General features: G+C 65.2%; 17 protein-coding genes. 5 read left to right on the plus strand and 12 right to left on the minus strand.

The window, feature by feature from the left end:
• Nucleotides 1-34 precede the first annotated feature (34 nt).
• The 3 genes from NMQ16_RS15790 (at nucleotide 35) to NMQ16_RS15800 (ending at nucleotide 4,391) form a co-directional block, all read left to right on the plus strand.
• A complete protein-coding gene (locus tag NMQ16_RS15790; protein WP_257081838.1) occupies nucleotides 35-1,891 on the plus strand; it encodes a serine/threonine-protein kinase in 1,857 nt (618 codons plus the stop codon).
• Nucleotides 1,892-2,008: 117 nt separating this feature from the next.
• Nucleotides 2,009-2,974, plus strand: a complete 966-nt coding sequence (locus tag NMQ16_RS15795; protein WP_069038590.1) for an AAA family ATPase — start codon at nucleotides 2,009-2,011, stop codon at nucleotides 2,972-2,974.
• Between the two features lie 175 nt (nucleotides 2,975-3,149).
• Nucleotides 3,150-4,391 (plus strand): Coenzyme F420 hydrogenase/dehydrogenase, beta subunit C-terminal domain, encoded by a 1,242-nt coding sequence (locus NMQ16_RS15800; protein WP_257081840.1) that lies wholly within the window; start codon nucleotides 3,150-3,152, stop codon nucleotides 4,389-4,391.
• Here NMQ16_RS15800 and NMQ16_RS15805 read toward each other — a convergent pair whose 3' ends face one another.
• From NMQ16_RS15805 to metG, 3 genes are all read right to left on the minus strand, one after another.
• The gene (locus NMQ16_RS15805) at nucleotides 4,392-4,838 is read right to left on the minus strand and encodes a hypothetical protein (RefSeq protein WP_257081841.1); all 447 of its coding nucleotides are present in this window, start codon (nucleotides 4,836-4,838) and stop codon (nucleotides 4,392-4,394) included.
• A 121-nt stretch (nucleotides 4,839-4,959) separates the two neighbouring features.
• A complete protein-coding gene (locus NMQ16_RS15810; RefSeq protein WP_257081842.1) occupies nucleotides 4,960-5,277 on the minus strand; it encodes an acylphosphatase in 318 nt (105 codons plus the stop codon).
• 2 nt (nucleotides 5,278-5,279) lie between these two features.
• On the minus strand, nucleotides 5,280-7,427 hold the full coding sequence (gene metG / locus NMQ16_RS15815) for a methionine--tRNA ligase (protein ID WP_257081843.1): 2,148 nt from the start codon (nucleotides 7,425-7,427) through the stop codon (nucleotides 5,280-5,282).
• Between the two features lie 174 nt (nucleotides 7,428-7,601).
• On the opposite strand from metG, the gene apbC reads away from it, so the two are divergent.
• A complete protein-coding gene (gene apbC / locus NMQ16_RS15820) occupies nucleotides 7,602-8,690 on the plus strand; it encodes an iron-sulfur cluster carrier protein ApbC (RefSeq protein ID WP_257081844.1) in 1,089 nt (362 codons plus the stop codon).
• Nucleotides 8,691-8,719: 29 nt separating this feature from the next.
• Nucleotides 8,720-9,022, plus strand: coding sequence for a hypothetical protein (locus NMQ16_RS15825; RefSeq protein ID WP_257081845.1), 303 nt, complete (start codon nucleotides 8,720-8,722; stop codon nucleotides 9,020-9,022).
• 13 nt (nucleotides 9,023-9,035) lie between these two features.
• Here NMQ16_RS15825 and NMQ16_RS15830 read toward each other — a convergent pair whose 3' ends face one another.
• The 9 genes from NMQ16_RS15830 to soxC all read right to left on the minus strand — a co-directional run bounded on the left by NMQ16_RS15830 (nucleotide 9,036) and on the right by soxC (nucleotide 16,970).
• Entirely contained in the window at nucleotides 9,036-9,521 is a 486-nt protein-coding gene (locus NMQ16_RS15830) for a thioredoxin fold domain-containing protein (protein WP_257081846.1), read from the minus strand.
• Entirely contained in the window at nucleotides 9,518-10,420 is a 903-nt protein-coding gene (locus NMQ16_RS15835) for an MBL fold metallo-hydrolase (RefSeq protein ID WP_257081847.1), read from the minus strand. The genes NMQ16_RS15830 and NMQ16_RS15835 overlap by 4 nt, the downstream gene beginning before the upstream one ends.
• A gap of 73 nt (nucleotides 10,421-10,493) precedes the next feature.
• Entirely contained in the window at nucleotides 10,494-12,218 is a 1,725-nt protein-coding gene (soxB, locus tag NMQ16_RS15840) for a thiosulfohydrolase SoxB (RefSeq protein WP_257081848.1), read from the minus strand.
• A 7-nt stretch (nucleotides 12,219-12,225) separates the two neighbouring features.
• On the minus strand, nucleotides 12,226-12,873 hold the full coding sequence (soxX, locus tag NMQ16_RS15845; RefSeq protein ID WP_257081850.1) for a sulfur oxidation c-type cytochrome SoxX: 648 nt from the start codon (nucleotides 12,871-12,873) through the stop codon (nucleotides 12,226-12,228).
• 10 nt (nucleotides 12,874-12,883) lie between these two features.
• The gene (gene soxA / locus NMQ16_RS15850; protein WP_257081851.1) at nucleotides 12,884-13,690 is read right to left on the minus strand and encodes a sulfur oxidation c-type cytochrome SoxA; all 807 of its coding nucleotides are present in this window, start codon (nucleotides 13,688-13,690) and stop codon (nucleotides 12,884-12,886) included.
• Between the two features lie 92 nt (nucleotides 13,691-13,782).
• Nucleotides 13,783-14,094 carry a thiosulfate oxidation carrier complex protein SoxZ gene (soxZ, locus tag NMQ16_RS15855; protein ID WP_373566804.1) on the minus strand — a complete coding sequence of 104 codons (312 nt, stop codon included), beginning with the start codon at nucleotides 14,092-14,094 and terminating at the stop codon, nucleotides 13,783-13,785.
• Nucleotides 14,095-14,144: 50 nt separating this feature from the next.
• Nucleotides 14,145-14,615, minus strand: a complete 471-nt coding sequence (soxY, locus tag NMQ16_RS15860; RefSeq protein ID WP_257081855.1) for a thiosulfate oxidation carrier protein SoxY — start codon at nucleotides 14,613-14,615, stop codon at nucleotides 14,145-14,147.
• An 11-nt stretch (nucleotides 14,616-14,626) separates the two neighbouring features.
• Nucleotides 14,627-15,655 carry a c-type cytochrome gene (locus NMQ16_RS15865; protein ID WP_257081856.1) on the minus strand — a complete coding sequence of 343 codons (1,029 nt, stop codon included), beginning with the start codon at nucleotides 15,653-15,655 and terminating at the stop codon, nucleotides 14,627-14,629.
• A complete protein-coding gene (soxC, locus tag NMQ16_RS15870; RefSeq protein WP_257081859.1) occupies nucleotides 15,639-16,970 on the minus strand; it encodes a sulfite dehydrogenase in 1,332 nt (443 codons plus the stop codon). The genes NMQ16_RS15865 and soxC overlap by 17 nt, the downstream gene beginning before the upstream one ends.
• Nucleotide 16,971 lies beyond the last annotated feature (1 nt).

Raw genomic sequence — 16,971 nt, forward strand, 5'->3', positions numbered from 1 at the left:
CACCCTCCGCCTTCGAACGCACGAGGCGTTGCGCATGACTGACGCGCCGCGCAAGGTGGGGCGCTACGCGCTGGGACGCGAAATCGGCCGTGGCGAGCGTGGCGCCGTATTCGAGGCGACCGAAGCAGGCAGCGGTCGCCTGGTTGCGCTGAAACTGTTCCGCACGGATCTCGCCGATGACGTGCCGGCATACATCCGCGCGCTCGGCGACCGTCTCCTTCACGCGTCGCAGCTGAATCATCCGTGCATCGTTCGCATCATCGAACAGGGTGTCAGCGCCGATGACGGTACGCCCTGGGTCGTCATGGACCGCGTGGATGCACGTTCGCTGCGGCAACTGCTCGATGCGCTGCCGCGTCTGTCCTTCGAATGGGTGTGCAGCATCGGCTTGCAGACCGCCGACGCGCTGGCGCATGCACACGCCCACGGCGTCACGCATGGCGGCCTCAAGGCCTCGAACCTGCTGGTTGACGGTGCCGGTCATGTATCGGTGACCGACTTTGCGCTGCCTGCCCCAGCCCCGGATGCCTTGCCGGCGATGCCGCAGTATCTTTCGCCCGAGCAGGTTCAGGGACTTTCCCCCGATGCGCGCTCCGACGTTTTTTCGCTCGGCGCGCTGCTGTTCGAAATGCTGGCCGGCCGGCCTCCGTTCGGCTCGCCACTCACCGGCACCTTGTCGAGCGTGCTGGAGAACATCGCCCACGTGCCCACGCCCACGCCCAGCGCGATCGACCCGGATGTGCCGCCCGAACTTGATCTGCTGGTGATGAAGGCGCTTGCGAAATCGCCGGTCGACCGCTTCCAGACGGCTGCCGAACTGGCCGACGCGCTGCGCTGGATCCGGCTCGAACCGGTGGCTGCCACGGTGCTGAAAGTGACCGAACCGCCGCCGCATGCGATCGTAGTTCCCGAGGTGGCGGATGGCCCGGAAAGCCTGCGTCGCGGTCAGTCGCAGAAACCCGCACTGCCGGTCGACGACGTGCTGGCGGCACTGGCCGCCGATATCGATGCCTTTTCGGCCCGAGGCACCGCGCCGCCATCGATCGGTGCGGCGTCCAACGGCACCGCGCAGAGCCGCCTCAAGCCGCTGCGCGAGGCGTCGGCACCGGAGCCGGCTTTCCCCACGCTGCACGATGAGCCGGAAGTCCTTGCGGGTGCCGCTGCGCCTGCGGCATCGAACGGCGCGGGGCCGGGTGCGCCGGCATCCGCCGCATCGTCGTTGCTGGCCGATCTTGCCGGCGAAGCACAGCGCATCCGGACGCACAACGCGCAGATGCAGCGTGGCGAGCGGGCGGTGCGCACCGAAGCGGAACAGGCGCTCGCCGCCCGCCTTGTGCTGGTGCGCGACTACCTGACGCAGCTTGCCGGCCAGCTCAACGTGATCAAACCGCAGATCGCGCGCGACTATCCGCTGCTTGGTCTGGGCGTGCTGCGCGGACTCGCCTGGCAGGCATCCGATGTCAATACCCGCAATCGTGGTCCGGAGGCGCCGGATCAGCTGGCTCGCGTATCGCTGGCCTGGCTGCTGCGCGGCCAGGCCCTGATGCGCTGCGAGCGTGAGCCACAGGCGGCCGGCGCACTGCGCGTGGCGTTGCGCGAACACGGCCTGCGCTTTGAGGAGCAGGCTTCGCGCGACGAACAGAACCGCCTGCGCGCCCAGGTGTTCGATATCGCGCCCGAAGTGCGCGGCCGGGTCGAACTCAACGCCGATTACACCCGGTTGACGCTGCGCCTGACCTTGCAGAATGTCGAACGTTTCGGCATCGTCGATTACCAGCCGCCCTCGGAAGACAACGGGACCGAGTGGCTGGACGAACTGGCGAAACTGATACTCGGTCAACCGAGTCGCTTCGCTGCGCTTGCCCGGCTGATCGTTCCGACACCGCAGTAGTGGCACGGTTGATGCATCGGATGACGCATCGACCGTGCGCCTGCGGACCCGACTCAACTTCCCGGTGCGCGCGACGTTAGACCTTCAGGTGGGTGCAGCAACATCGGGAGACGGATCATGCAAGGGGCTGAGTTTCAGATTCCATTGGCCGAATGCCGCGAAATCTACAGCGTTGGTGCGGTGGACCGTGCAATGGAATCGGGTGCCACATCGCGCAATGAGTCGCTGGTGGCGTACTACGAAAAGATGAAGCAGCTGGGTGGCGTGCGCTACGTCGTCAAACCTTCGTCGTTCGACGGCCTCGATCCACTGTATGCCCGCTGTCCGAATTTCGCACCCGTGCTGGACGACCTCAAACGCTATCTCGCGCTGGCGGTCGCCGGCAACGAACCGATGCACTTCACGCCCATCCTGCTGCTCGGGGAACCGGGTATCGGCAAGACCCATTTCGCGAAGCAACTCGCCAATGTGTTGGGCACCGGCTTCGAGTTCGTGTCGATGTCGTCGCTGACCGCCGGCTGGATATTGAGCGGCACCTCATCGCAGTGGTCGCACGCGCGACCGGGCAAGGTCGCACAGGCCCTGGTTTCGGGTGACTACGCCAACCCGCTGCTGGTGCTCGACGAGGTCGACAAGGCGGGTGGCGACCCGCGCTACGATCCGATGGGTGCGCTGTACGGCCTGCTTGAGCAGGATACCGCGCGCCAGTTCAAGGACGAGTTCATCGAGGTCGACATGGATGCCAGTCACATCATGTGGGTGTCCACGGCGAATGACGAGCGTTCGATTCCCGAGCCCATCCTGAGCCGCATGAACGTCTACACCGTGCCGCGCCCGGATCACGATCAGGCCTGTGCCATCGCGCGCACGCTCTACGGCGAGATCGTCGCCGCCCATCAATGGGGCTTCGACGAGGATGCGCCGGAGGACGTCATCGACGGTCTGGCTCGTGTGCCGCCGCGCGATATGCGCAAGGTGCTGATGGCGGCCTTCGGCAACGCCAAGCTGGAACGGCGGGACCACCTGTTGCCGGCCGACCTGGACGCCGGCCGCGCGACCCGGCAGAAGAAGATCGGCTTCTAGGGTCTGTTGTCATTGAATTGCGGGCCGCGCGATCCAATGACAACAGACGCCGGGCACGCGGGCTCTGGTACGCTCCGGGCGCATGAACCACCCGAGTTCCCCAGAGCTGAACGCCGCGCCGCCGACCGCAGCCCCGTCGTCTGAAGCGTCCTCATCTTCAGGCGTATGGCGGCCGATGGTCGGCCCGGCTGCCAGCCGCGATCTGTGTACCGATTGCGGCATTTCCCGCAGCAGCGACGACAAGCGCTGTGGCCGCGCCTGCCAGTTCATCAAGCCGGATTACCCTGATCTGGAAACCCGCGTGCACGGCCGCGCACGCGACCCGCAGCGACCGGACGAGCTGCATTTCGGGCCGCATCGCCGCATGCTGCGTGCTGCACTCAAGCCGGCCAGAGCCGACGCGCAATGGACCGGCATCACCACCCGTATCGCCGAAAGGTTGCTCGAAACCGGCGCCGTCGACGCCGTGCTGACCATGGCGCCCGATCCGGACGATCGCTGGCGGCCGGTGCCGGTGCTGGTCACCCGGGCCGAAGGCATGGCGCAGTGCCGCGGCATGCGCATGGGTTATGCGCCGCTGCTTGCGCTGCTCGAACCGGCGCGTGCGCAAGGTTACCGGCGGCTCGCGGTGATCGGCATTCCGTGTCAGGTGTATGCACTTCGCGCACTCGAGGCCGAACTGGGCTTCGACAGGCTGTACGTGATCGGCACGCCGTGCTCGGACAACACCACCACCGAGCGCTTCCACGAGTTCCTCGAACTGCTGGCCCGTGAAACCGATGTTGCGGCTGATGACATCACCTATCTGGAGTTCCGCGCCGACTATCACGTCGAACTGCGCTATCGCGATGGCACCCGGCGCGCGATTCCTTTCCTGATGCTGCCGCTGTCGCAGCTGCCGAACGATTTCTTCCCGCTGACCTGTCGCACCTGTGTCGATTACACCAATGTGCTGGCCGACATCACGGTCGGCTACATGGGTGGCGAGGGCGAACAGTGGTTGCTGGTGCGCAACGAGCGCGGCGAAGAACTGCTTGCGCTGCTGGGCGACGAGATCGTGACGCGTGCGCCGGGCAGCGCAGGCAAGCGGCAGGGGCCGGTCAAGGGCTTCCTCGCCAACGTGGAACGCGCCGCGGGCGGTTTGCCGTTGCGCCGGATGCCGCAATGGCTGCGCCCGGTCGTGGGCTGGCTGATGCCGCGTGTCGGCCCCAAGGGGCTGGAATTCGCGCGTGCCCGGGTCGAAATGAAGGCGGTCGAAACCGTCATCCATCTGCGGCGCGAAGTGCCGCAGCGGTTGAAGAGCATGGTGCCGGCGCACATCTGGAAGCTGGTGGCGCCGTACCGGCTCAAGCCGGTGCCGACCGAATTGCCGGCCGGCCAGGACACCCGCGCGTCGCGCGAGGAGGATGCCGGCTGATCAGTGCAGCCGCATCGGATCTATCAGGAAGGTGTGGCTGCCGCGCGTCAGGTCGAGTTCGCCCCGCATCAGGCAGCCGGTTGCCAGATCGATGTCATTGGCAACCCACGTTTCGCGCTCCTTCGACACCAGATAGATCACCACGACGTCGCGCGTGACCGGCGGCTGATCGGGTTCATCGTCGTCGAATTCGGCCAGCCGCATCAGGCAGCTCAGGCCGATCACATCGATGTCGGGATGAGCGACCGTTTCCTGCACGAAGCGGGTCACGGCGAACTCGTCCAGCATGTCCATGTGGGCGAGCGCCGCGCTGCGGATGCAGCCGTGCTCGATGTGGGCCATCAGCGCGGTGGGGCGGGGCGGGTCGCCGCGCGCAAGCAATGCGTCGGCGTGATCCTGGCAGGCGCGCAACACGGCGCTAAAACACGCTTCCTCCATTGGCAGCATGATTGTCTCCTCCACAGAAGTGGGTTGCGTCCATGTGCGCGCCTGTTGAAGAGACTAGACCTGTGTGGAGGGAATGTCTTGACGCACCGCCATGGCGGCAGTGCACCAAATGGCCGCGCTTTCAGTCGCTTTTCGACAGCGGATCGCCGACGGTCGGGCGTTGCGAGAAGTCGTGCAGTGCACTGTCGGCAGCAATGGGCGCAATCAGACATTCATCGACACGCGCCCCTGCCGGCCCGCGTTCGGCCCAGGCAACCAATGCATCAAGGGCCGCCGGCACACCGCAGGCGAACGCCTCGACCGACCCATCGCGCCGGTTGCGCACCCAGCCGGTCACGCCGAGCCGGCGCGCCTCGTTGATCATGGCGTAGCGGAAACCCACGCCCTGCACCCGCCCGCGGATGGCGAAGTGCAGCGCCTCGATCTCGCTGTCGTTCACGCCTATTTGACGCGCATGCCCGGCGCCGCACCGCTGTCCGGCGACAGGATGAACAGACCCGGCACTTCGCCGGTGTCGTCGGACGCCGCCAGCACCATGCCCTCGCTCATGCCGAACTTCATCTTGCGCGGCGCGAGATTGGCCACCATGACGGTCAGCCGCCCGACCAGCAACGCCGGGTCGTAGGCCGACTTGATGCCGGCGAACACTTGACGCGGCGCAGCTTCGCCGATGTCCAGCTGCAGGCGCAGCAGCTTGTCCGCGCCCTCGACATGTTCGGCGGAGACGATTTTCGCGATGCGCAGTTCGACCTTCGAGAAGTCGTCGATCGAAATGTGCGACGCCGTGGCAGCCGGTGCGGCGGCCGCGGTTTCGGGCTTTTTCACCGGCTCGGCAGCGGGTGCGGGGGCTTGCGTGCTCACGAGGGTTTCCTTGTTGGCCTCGACCAGTGCAATGACCTGTTTGGGGTCGATACGGGTCATCAGATGCTTGTATTCGTTGATGGTGTGGCCGGAGGCCAGCGTGCTGCCGAAATCGTCCCAGACGAGCGGCGCGAGTTTGAGGAAGCGCTCGACCTCGGCAGCCAGATGCGGCAGCACCGGCTTGAGCAGCACGGTGAGCTGGCGGAACAGTTCCAGCGCGGTGCTGCACACCGACTGCAGCTTTTCGTCCTGACCGTCCTGCTTGGCGAGCACCCAGGGTGCATGGTCATTGACGAACACGTTGGCCTGGTCGGCGCAGGCCATGACCTCGCGCAGCGCGCGCGCGTAGTCGCGCGATTCGTAGGCGTCACGGATCGACACCTCATGCCAGTGAAATGGCACGGTCGGCGCCGACAACTTGCCCGCAAAGCGCTTCGTGATGAACCCCGCGCAGCGGCTCGCAATGTTGATGTACTTCCCCACCAGATCCGAATTGACCCGCGCGACGAAGTCGTCGAGGTTCAGGTCGATGTCTTCCATCGAGCCGTTGAGCTTGGCGGCGTAGTAATAGCGCAGCCATTCCGGGTTCAGGCCGAGATCGAGATAGCTCTGCGCAGTGATGAAGGTGCCTCGGCTCTTGCTCATCTTTTCGCCATTCACCGTCAGGAAGCCATGCGCGTTGATCTGCGTCGGCGTGCGGTAGCCCGAGTGTTCGAGCATGGCGGGCCAGAACAGGGCGTGGAAATACAGGATGTCCTTGCCGATGAAGTGAACCATTTCTGTGCCGGCCGCTTTCGCGCCCGCGGCATCGAGGAAGTCGGCCTCGCTGATATCCTTACCCAGCGCCTGCTGCTTCGCCACGTAGTTGCGGAAGCTGCCGAAGTAGCCGACCGGCGCGTCGAGCCAGACGTAGAAGAACTTGTTGTCGGTGCCCGGGATGCGGAAGCCGAAGTAGGGCGCGTCGCGCGAAATGTCCCAGTCGGACAGGCGGTTGTCGCCCGGCTCGCCCAGCCATTCCTTCATCTTGTTGGCGGCTTCGATCTGCAGTCGGTTCGAGCCCTGCGTGAAGTCGCGCAGGAACTGTTCGCACTGCGGCGCCGACAGGCGGAAGAAGTGGTGTTCGCTGGCGCGCCGCTCCGGCGCGGCACCGGACACCACCGAATACGCGTTCTTCAGTTCGGTCGGCGCATAGGTGGCGCCGCACACTTCGCACGAGTCGCCGTACTGATCCTTCGCGCCGCATTTCGGGCACTCGCCCTTGATGAAGCGGTCAGGCAGGAACATTGCCTTCACCGGGTCGTAGAACTGCTCGACCGAGCGCTGCGCGATCAGGTCGCCGGCCTTCAGCTTGCCGTAGATGTCTTCGCAGAAGGCGCGGTTTTCGTCGGAATCGGTCTGGTGGTAATTGTCGAAACTGACCAGGAAACCGCCCAGCTCGCCCTGCCCCTTCTTCCATGCAGCCTGCACGTCCAGGCCGCCGAAGAAGTCGCGGGCGTGTTCGTGCAGCACGCGCTCGACCAGCTGGTGCGGCGTGATGCCTTCCTTTTCGGCGCGCAGCATGATGGGCGTGCCGTGCTGGTCGTCGGCGCCGACGTAATGCACCTCGTGGCCGCGCATGCGCTGGAAGCGCACCCAGATGTCGGTCTGGATGTATTCGACCAGATGACCGAGGTGGATGGCGCCATTGGCGTAGGGCAGGGCGCTGGTGACGAGAAGGCGGCGGGACATGGCGGGCGGCGAAGTGGTGGCCAGAGCAGGCAAGCCCGCAATTCTACTGCCCGAGCACGGGCTTCCGGGATACGGACCGCGATGATCGGTTAAACTGGAGTAAATCAATCAGGTATTGCCTGCAGCGGCGCCGCATGATGCGGCCCGGCGGGCACACCGCCGTTCGGAGTTCATATGTCCATCAGCGAAGCCCAGGTCCAGAGTGCGCTCAAGGAACTGATCGATCCCAATACCGGCAAGGACTTCATCACCACGCGCAGCGCGCGGAACATCCGCGTCGATGGCACAGACGTTTCGGTCGACATCGAACTGGGCTACCCGGCCAAGAGCCAGATGGATCACCTGCGCCGGATGGCCATCGCCGTGCTGCGCGCCATTCCGGGCGTCGGCAACGTCAGCGTCAGCATGACGCAGAAGATCGTGTCGCACACGGTGCAGCGCGGCGTGAAGCTGCTGCCGGGCGTGAAGAACATCATCGCCGTGGCGTCCGGCAAGGGCGGCGTCGGCAAGAGCACCACCGCGGTGAATCTCGCGCTGGCGCTGGCCGCCGAGGGGGCGACCGTCGGCCTGCTCGACGCCGACATCTACGGTCCGTCGCAGCCGCAGATGCTGGGCATCACCGGCCGTCCTGAGTCCCCGGACGGCAAGTCGCTGTCTCCGATGATGGCCTACGGCATCCAGGCGATGTCGATCGGCTTCCTGATCGACGTCGAAACGCCGATGGTGTGGCGCGGCCCGATGGTGACCTCCGCGCTGGAACAGTTGCTGACCGAAACGCGCTGGGAAGACGTCGATTACCTGGTGATCGACATGCCGCCGGGTACCGGCGACATCCAGCTCACGCTGGCGCAGAAGGTGCCGGTGACCGGCGCCGTCATCATCACGACGCCGCAGGACATCGCGCTGCTGGACGCACGCAAGGGATTGAAGATGTTCGAGAAGGTGGGCATCCCCATCCTCGGCATCGTGGAAAACATGAGCATCCACACCTGTTCGAAGTGCGGCCACGAAGAGCACATCTTCGGCGAAGGCGGCGGCGCGCGCATGGCGGCCGACTACGGACTCGAGGTGCTGGGCTCTCTGCCGCTGGCGATGCAGATTCGCGAACAGGCCGATTCCGGCAAGCCGACCGTGGTGTCCGACCCGGACGGCCGCGTCTCAGAGATCTATCGCGACATCGCGCGCAAGGTGGCGGTGAAGATCGCCGACAAGGGCAAGGACATGAGCGCCAAATTCCCCAGCATCGTGGTACAGAACACCTGATCGCCAGACGAACCCGGAGGCAAGCCGTCATGAAGCCGAACGCACTGCTGCTCGCTGCATCCTGTTGTGTCCCTGCCGCGGCCGTTCAGGCTGCCGATCCGGCAAAGGGCGGCGAACTGATGGTCGAGGCGCAGTGCGAGAACTGCCACATGGACAAGCTGGGTGGCGACGGCTCGCAGATCTATCTGCGCAAGGACCGCCGGGTGAATTCGCTGGCCCAGCTCGCGACCCAGGTCAGCGTGTGCAATTCGCAGCTCAATACCGGCTGGTTCCCGGAGGACGAGGCGCACGTTGCGGCCTATCTGAACCAGCGTTACTACAAGTTCAGGTAGGCGGTCGGGCCGGTCAGCGCACGGCCGCCGCAATGCCGGCCGCGATGGCGTCATCGAGGTAGCCGCCGTAGAAGTCGGCCTTGCCGGCGCCTACCAGTGGTGAGGCGACCTGCCGACCGTGGGCATCGAGAAACAGCACGGTCGGCGCGAACTGCACCTTCATGCGTTTTGCGAACGCGGCCTGCGTCGTCTTGCTGCCGTCGAAATCGGTCAGTTTGCGTCCGCTGTCCAGGTCGACTTCGCGGATCACCAGCCGGCCGCGCTGTGCGGCATCGCGTGCCAGCGGCGCCAGATAGTGGCTGCGGACCTCTTCGCAGTAGTGGCAGCCGGGCAGCGAAAACAGCACGACGACCACGACGCCCGGGTTGCCGGCGTCACGTACATCCTTCACCGCATTCGTCAGCGTCGGCAGGGCCGGCCCTGCGGTACGCGCCGGTGCAGCGAACAGCACCGGACTGAGCAACAGTGACATCAGGACGACGAGCGCGCGGGCGGTCATTTGTCGAGCGCCTCCTGCTCCATGCGCAGGTAGGTGCCGTAGGCGTTGACGCGATTGGCGGCGTCGAAGGCCGGCATTTTTTCCCAGCGGCGCCAGTCGGTGCGTGCATAGGCCTCGTCGAAGGGCATGAAGTCGCTGACCGCCCGACCCATTTCGGTGCGCAGATAGGTCAGGTAGTCGCGCGTCAGGCCGAGGTCGCGCGCCGGGTCGGTCGAGGCCGGACCGTGGCCGGTGACCAGCGTGCCGGGCTTGAGCGCGAGCAGACGGTCCATCGTGGTCAGCCAGCGCTTGCTGTCGGCATCACCGACGAAGGGGATGCGGCCGATGAACAGGATGTCGCCGGAGTAGATCACCCCGTCTTCGCGCACCACGACCACCATGTCGTCCGGTGCGTGCGCCGGGCCCATGTGGATCATTTCGAAACTGAGGTCGCCCATGCGGAAGCTGGTGTCGCCCTCCAGCCAGAGGTCGGCGGCGATCAGTCGGGTCTTGCCATCGACCCACGGATCGAGATCGCGCCGTCGCTGTTCCAGCCGCGCACGGCCTTCCTCGCCTTCGATGTATTCGCGACCGCTGCGGTGCGCCCACACTTCGGCGCCGACGGCCTTGAATGCCTGCAGCCCGTAGAAGTGGTCGGCGTGGTAATGGGTGATCAGTACGCGGCGGATCGGCTGGTCGGTCACGCGACGGATGGCGGCGATCAGCGCCTCTCCCAGCACCGGGGTGCCGAGCGCATCGATCACGACCACTCCGTCGCCGGTGACAACGAAGCCGGCGTTGGAGTTGTAGCCCGCATTGGCCAGACTGGCCGGGCCGGCTTCACCCTGCACATACCAGCTGTGGGCGCCGACCTGTACCGGCTTGAGCGCCGGATGAACAAGAGGTGCGCCGCCCGCCATCGCCCATTGCGCAAGGAGGAGAGCGCATGTCGCGAGAAGTGTCCGCATCGACGGACGACGCAAAAGCTGCATGTCAGGCCATGCCCGGGTTGCCGGCCACGCCCTGCAGTTCGGGCAGGTTCAGCTTGACCGGCTTGACGGTTTTCACATCGCGCAGATAGCGCGCCATCAGGTCCCAGATCGGTTCGCCGCCGGCGTTCTTCGCTTCTTCCGACACCGGTGCCCAGCCCGCGACGCGATAGGTTTTCGACGCCTCGATCGGCTTGCCGCCGAGCGACATCGCGGTGATGCGGCTGCCCATCCTGGCGGTGGGGTCGCAGCGGTACTGCAGTCCGCCGACGCGCACCATGTCGCCGCCCTGCTGATAGTAAGGGTCGGGATTGAACAGGTTGTCGCAGACGTCCTCGAGCACCGTCTTGATGAATTCGCCGGTCATCGGCGTCAGCGTCGTGTAGGGATAGGTGATGGCGGTCTGGTCGAGCAGGTTTTCCATCGTGATCGGGTCGCCGGGCAGCAGGCTGGTACCCCAGCGGAAACCGGGCGAGAAGGCGATTTCTGCGTCCTTCATCTTCATCAGGCCGTCGAGGATGAGCTGATCGAAGCTGCCGTTGAAATTGCCGCGGCGATACAGCAGGCCTTCGGTCACCGCGAGCTTTTCATTCAGCTTCGCTTCGTACGGTGCGCGCATCTTCGTGATCAGCGACGCCATGTCGGCGTCCGGCTGGATCAGGTTGGAAAACACCGGCAGCAGGTGATAGCGGAAATCCGACACCTTGCCGCCCTTGACGTCGAAATCGAGCACGCCGAGGAATTTGCCGTTCGAGCCTGCATTGGTGACCAGGGTCTGGCCACCGCCGTTCTTGACGATGACCGGGGCTGGCACGCCATCGTGCGTGTGTCCGCCGAGGATGGCATCGACGCCGCGCACCCTGGAGGCCATCTTGATATCGACATCCATGCCGTTGTGCGACAGCACGACCACCACCTGCGCGCCCTTGGCGCGCGCGGCATCGACATGCTCCTGCAGGCTTTCGTCGTTGATGCCGAAACTCCAGTCCGGCGTGAAGTAGCGCGGATTGGCGATCGGCGTGTAGGGGAAGGCCTGGCCGATGATGGCCACCGGCACGCCGTTCATCGGCTTGATGACGAAGGGCGGGAACACCTGGTCGCCGAAGTCGGTGGTTTTCACGTTCTGCGCGACGAAGTCGATCTTGCCGGCGAAGTCGCCGTCGACGATCTGCTTCACCCGCTCCGCACCGTAGGTGAATTCCCAGTGACCGGTCATGACATCGACGCCGAGCAGCTTGCAGGCGTCGACCATGTCCTGTCCCTTCGTCCACAGCGACAGGCCGGAGCCCTGCCAGGTGTCGCCGCCGTCGAGCAGCAGCGCGCCGGGCCGGCTGGCCTTCATGCGCTTGACCAGCGTGGTCAGGTGAGCGAAGCCGCCGACCTTGCCGTAGGTTTTAGCCGCCTGCGAAAAGTCGAGGTAGGTGAAGGCATGTGCCTGCGCACTGCCCGGCGCGATGCCGAACTGCTTCAGCAGCTTTTCGCCGACCAGATGCGGTGGCCGACCCATCATGTCGCCGATGCCCAGATTCACGTCCGGCTCTCGGAAGTGGATGGGCATCAGCTGCGCGTGGCAGTCGGTCATGTGCAGCAGGCTCACGTTGCCGAAACGCGGCAATTCGTACATCTGACCGGCCGCGCTCGCAGCCTGGGCGAAGTTGCCATGCAGGGCCATGCCACCGGCACTGGCGGCCGCCAGCACCTGCATGAATTCGCGGCGGTTCATGCTCATTGCGCCATCACTCCGCGTTGACCGGCGACTTCGGGTCGAGCAGCAAGGCCACGATATGGCGGATCTGCTTTTCGTCGAGGATGCCGTGCGTGCCGAAGCGCGGCATGTTGGTGCAGGCGCTGTAGGCGTTGGGATTCCAGATCTTGGCCCACACATACTTCTGCGTGGTTTCCGTGTTGCCGTGCACCTTGCCGTATTGGTAGAGGCTGGGGCCGATGGTGCCGTAAGAGATTTCCTTCTTCGTGATGCGGTGGCAGTTGTAGCAGTTGCCGCCGTTTGCGGCGTCGGCCTTGTCGGTCCAGGTCAGGCCGCGACCGCTCTGCGCAATCTTTTCGCCTTCCTTCCAGTCGCCCAGATACTTGCCGTCGGACGGCCACTTCACCTCGGCCAGCGCGGCCGCCTGGAATCGTTCGCGCAGTTCGTCATCGAGGCTGTGCCCGAATTTCGAACAGGCGACCATGACCTCGTCCTGCGTCAGTCGGTCGGTCTTGACGATGCCCTGTTCGCGGAAGGATGCGGCCATGACGGCTGCAGCGTCCTTGTCGTAATCGGCCGAGGAGACTGTGGACGCGCCAGTGCCGGCGCAGCCTGCGACGGTGGCCAGCGCGGCCATGACGGCGAGCGCGACAGCGCCCTGACGGATGCGGATGTTCATCGTGCTCTCCTTAACGCTTGATGGCCGGCGCAGTGCTTTCGCCGGCGCCGTTGGCGGTCACACCCAGGTAGCTCGACAGGGCGATGGTCACGTCCGAGCCGTACACCGGGTAAGGGAAACGCTGCTGGCGGAAGCAGTCGTTGAGGCGCCGCTGCATGCTCCAGAGCTCGCCCGACGACACGCGGTAGGCCGGCCACGATCCGAAGCCGCGCGCGGCGTCCGGGCCCTTGGTCAGGTTGGGCAGATCCTGCAGACGGATGCGCTTGCCGTCTTCGCCATGACAGGTGACGCAGCCGAAATCGTGCGTGCCGCCGCGATAGTTGAAGGCGCGCTTGCCGATCTCGTACATGCGCTTCTCTTCCGGATGTGCCATCGGCAGGTTGAACTTCATGCCGCGCGATTCGGCGGAAATCCAGGCCACCAGTGCCTCGATGTTCTTCTGCTCACCCTTGCCGAACGGGGTCTTGGCGACCTCGTCGGCCGGAATGCCCTGCAGCGTTTCCATGCAGGTCAGCAGGCGGGACTCCAGATCCTGCACACGGTTGGTATCGGCGAAATGGCGCGGCAGCGTGACGAAGGCGCCCTTGACAACGCCCGGCCCCTGGCCGAGGTCACACTTTTCCAGTGTGGCCTTCTTCGGGCCGCGCGCTTCCTTCCACAACTCCTCGCCGCGCATTTCCCACAGCTCGGCCGGATTGCCTTCGGCCAGCGCCTCACGGTACTTGGCAATGCCCTCGGCGGTGGCGTCTGCCAGCACCGGTGTGGCAAACATGAGCGCGGACGCGGCAACGCAGGCAGCGTATGTGCTGTTCTTCATGATCTCTTCCTCCAGTCCTTGACGGGATGATCCGGGCTGATGACGGGACCGGCCTGCTTCGGGTCGATCCTCGGTGCAACGAAGCGCGGGGTTCAGGCCACGACGACTTCGTCGGTACGCTTGTCGCCCTTGTTGTCCACCCAGCTCACGCTGACCTTGTCGCCCTTGGCGCCGCCGGCGAACTTGAACTGCAGATAGGGGTTCTTCGAGACCGCCGGGCCGAACTGGGCGGCCAGCACGACGCGGCCATTGTGGGTGGCCGTCAGTTCGGTGATGTGATGGGCCGGGACCAGGGCGCCGGACGCGTCCTTGCGCTGACCGGTTTCCATGTCGTGGCTCATCAGGATCTTCACTTCGGTTTCAGTGCCATTGCTGGCGGCGCGGATGCGCATCGGACCTGCCATGTCTTGCTCCTTGGGTTGTGCGTGGAATGTGAACGAATTGCCGGCCGCTATCAGCCGCCGCAACCGCCCAGCGTCACCTTGATTTCCTTGGACACCATGTAGAAGCTGCCGCCGGCCTTGACCAGTGCGAACACATTCGAGGTCTGGCCCATCTTCACGCGGGTGCTCACGTCAGCCATCGTGCCGGCCGGCAGCGTGAAGCTGGCAGCCAGCATGCTCGGGTTCTTCTCGATCAGGATGGCGATGAATTCCGTGTCGGCGAGCGCGCTCTTGACGCCGACCGGCACCACTGCACCGTTCTCGGCGATGTCGGGGCCGCTGATCTGCACATCCTTCGAATCGGCGGGCTTGCCGGCACCCAGCGCCTTGAGCGCCTCGTCCATCGCCTTGGCTTCGAACGCCGGCTTGTCCCATCCGGCGGCCTGCGCCTGTTGGGTCGTGATCAGGCCGGCGGCCACCAGCAGACCGAACAATCCGGCTGCGCTGCCGCTCTTCAGGACTTCCCTTCGCTGCGTGTTCATCCGTTTCCTCCTCAGTTTTCGGGCGAGCCCGACAATATCCATTTGATCAACGCAGCCGTGTCCGCGTCGCTGACATGCGCCTGGGGCGGCATTGCCGCATCGCCCCACGTGCCGCTGCCACCTGCCTTGACACGGCCGATGAGCTGCGATTCTGCCCCCTTGTCGTCCTTGTAACGCTTCGCGATGTCGCGGAAGGACGGCCCGAGTATCTTGCTGGCGATGCCGTGACAACCACTGCAACCGCTTTTCTTCATCAAGTCCATCGCGGGATGCGGCGCGGGCGCAGCCGCACCGCCGCCGGCACCCTCGCTAGTCTGCTGCCCCCGTACGGCGCCGATCACCCGGTTCTGATCGGCAAGATTGCCGTGGGCGTCGCGAGCGTAGTCCGGCAGGCTGGACCCCATCGTGATCTGTGTCTTGCAGTTCTTCATGCAGGCCACGTTCTTCACGTCAGGCTTGCCCTTGATGTCCCACATGCCATGTTTTGTCGTCATGCCGTTGCGGTTCGGCATGCGCTTCTGCACCTCGGCGATGTTCTTGTCCGACAGCGTGAAGTCGGCCGGGACGATCTCACCCAGATGAAGCAGGTAGGCGAGCACGGCGTACACCTCGTCCGGGCTCAGCGACTTCGGTGCATTCCAGGGCATGGCGCGGTTGATGTAGTCCCACAGCGTCGACAGCGTCGGTACCTTCATCAGCGTGCTGCGCTGCGGGGCGTCCTGTCTGATGTAGGCGCCGACGCGGCCGGTTTCAATGTCTTCCTTCGTCGTGCCGCCGACCAGCGGGGTGAATACCTCGTTGCTCTCGCCAAAACTGCCATGGCAGGCCGTACATTTTGCCTCCCACAGTTCGATGCCCTGATCCACCGAGCCCTTGCCGGGTGGCAGGCCCTTGAAATCGGGACGCACATCGATATCCCATGCCTTGACTTCGGACGGGGTGGCTGGACGGCCGACGCCCGGAAAGCTGCTGTCGGCCGAGGCGCCGGCCGCGGCTGCGATCAGGCAGCCCGCGAGGAGAAGTTCAGAAAACCTGGACATTGCTCACGTCTCCGCTGTCCGCCAGCTTCCACGACTGGATGGCGTTGTTGTGATAGATCGACCGCGTGCCGCGCACCGCGCGCAGTTGCGCATAGGTGGGCTGCACGTAACCGGTTTCGTCCATGGCGCGCGACTGCAGGATCGCGGGACTGCCGTCCCACACCCAGTCGATGTTGAAGCGGGTCAGCGCCTTCGACAGCACCGGCGTTTCAAGCCGCGCGGTGCGCCAGTTGCGGCCGCCATCGACCGATACATCGACCCGCTTCACCTTGCCGCGGCCCGACCAGGCAAGACCGGTGATGTTGTGGAATCCCTTGTCGAGCAGGGTCTGGCCGCCGGACGGCGTCGTGATGACCGACTTGCATTCCTGAATCGAGGTGTATTGGCGGTGCGTGCCATCGGGCATCAGGTCGATGTAGTGCACCGCCTCGTCCTTGGTCGCCCACGGCTGATCGCCGACTTCGATGCGGCGCAGCCACTTGACCCACGATACGCCCTGAACGCCGGGCACCACTAGACGCAGCGGATAACCGTTCTCGGGGCGCAGCATTTCGCCGTTCTGGCCCCAGGCGACCAGTACGTCGTCCAGTGCGCGGTCGAGCGATATCGTGCGGGTCATGCTCGAGCCGTCGGCTCCTTCGGCCAGCACGAACTTCGCGCGCTTGCGATCGATGCCGCAGTCGTCGAGCAGAACGGACAGCGGCACGCCGGTGAACTCCGAACAGGACAGCATGCCGTGCGAGTACTGCACCGTCGGCACCGCCACATTGCCCCATTCCATGCCGGTATTGGCGCCACATTCGATGAAGTGGATGCGCGACACCGATGGCAGGCGCATCAGGTCGTCCATCGTGTAGACACGGGCTTCCTTCACCAGGCCGTTGATCATCAGCCGGTGACGCGCCGGGTCGATATCGTGCCAGCCCTGGTGGTGGCGTTCGAAATGCAGGCCGGACGGCGTGATGATGCCGAACAGTCCCTGCAGCGGTGAAAACGAGACCGAAGAGCCGGCCACGCGGGTCAACCCGGGGCTTTCGCGACGGCGCAGCCCCGCTTCGAACTGCGACGGCGCACCGTAAGGGCGTTCGGCGACGGGACGGCCGAGTGTCGTGCTGTGTTCGGGCAGCGTCAGGATGGCCGGGTCGCCATCGGCGGCCCGTGCAACGGACGTCCCTGCCACGGCCATACTGGCGCTGACGAAGGCCGTCCGCAGGAAGTCGCGACGCCCGGCAGACACGTCACGTATCTGTTCCGGCGACAGAAAGCCTTCCGGTGCGCGCTGTATGCGCCCGGGGCGTGGGGTGTTCTGGGGCATG

The organism is Methyloversatilis sp. XJ19-49 (genome assembly GCF_024580145.1).
In the GTDB taxonomy this organism is placed as follows: Bacteria; Pseudomonadota; Gammaproteobacteria; order Burkholderiales; family Rhodocyclaceae; genus Methyloversatilis.

Excerpts from the sequence above, each read along its gene's own strand:
- NMQ16_RS15790 (WP_257081838.1), top strand. The coding sequence starts at position 35 with ATGACTGACGCGCCGCGCAAGGTGGGGCGCTACGCGCTGGGACGCGAA.
- NMQ16_RS15795 (WP_069038590.1), top strand. The coding sequence starts at position 2,009 with ATGCAAGGGGCTGAGTTTCAGATTCCATTGGCCGAATGCCGCGAAATC.
- NMQ16_RS15800 (WP_257081840.1), top strand. The coding sequence starts at position 3,150 with ATGGTCGGCCCGGCTGCCAGCCGCGATCTGTGTACCGATTGCGGCATT.
- NMQ16_RS15805 (WP_257081841.1), bottom strand. The coding sequence starts at position 4,838 with ATGCTGCCAATGGAGGAAGCGTGTTTTAGCGCCGTGTTGCGCGCCTGC.
- metG (WP_257081843.1), bottom strand. The coding sequence starts at position 7,427 with ATGTCCCGCCGCCTTCTCGTCACCAGCGCCCTGCCCTACGCCAATGGC.
- apbC (WP_257081844.1), top strand. The coding sequence starts at position 7,602 with ATGTCCATCAGCGAAGCCCAGGTCCAGAGTGCGCTCAAGGAACTGATC.
- NMQ16_RS15825 (WP_257081845.1), top strand. The coding sequence starts at position 8,720 with ATGAAGCCGAACGCACTGCTGCTCGCTGCATCCTGTTGTGTCCCTGCC.
- NMQ16_RS15830 (WP_257081846.1), bottom strand. The coding sequence starts at position 9,521 with ATGACCGCCCGCGCGCTCGTCGTCCTGATGTCACTGTTGCTCAGTCCG.
- NMQ16_RS15835 (WP_257081847.1), bottom strand. The coding sequence starts at position 10,420 with ATGGCGGGCGGCGCACCTCTTGTTCATCCGGCGCTCAAGCCGGTACAG.
- soxB (WP_257081848.1), bottom strand. The coding sequence starts at position 12,218 with ATGAGCATGAACCGCCGCGAATTCATGCAGGTGCTGGCGGCCGCCAGT.
- soxX (WP_257081850.1), bottom strand. The coding sequence starts at position 12,873 with ATGAACATCCGCATCCGTCAGGGCGCTGTCGCGCTCGCCGTCATGGCC.
- soxA (WP_257081851.1), bottom strand. The coding sequence starts at position 13,690 with ATGAAGAACAGCACATACGCTGCCTGCGTTGCCGCGTCCGCGCTCATG.
- soxZ (WP_373566804.1), bottom strand. The coding sequence starts at position 14,094 with ATGGCAGGTCCGATGCGCATCCGCGCCGCCAGCAATGGCACTGAAACC.
- soxY (WP_257081855.1), bottom strand. The coding sequence starts at position 14,615 with ATGAACACGCAGCGAAGGGAAGTCCTGAAGAGCGGCAGCGCAGCCGGA.
- NMQ16_RS15865 (WP_257081856.1), bottom strand. The coding sequence starts at position 15,655 with ATGTCCAGGTTTTCTGAACTTCTCCTCGCGGGCTGCCTGATCGCAGCC.
- soxC (WP_257081859.1), bottom strand. The coding sequence starts at position 16,970 with ATGCCCCAGAACACCCCACGCCCCGGGCGCATACAGCGCGCACCGGAA.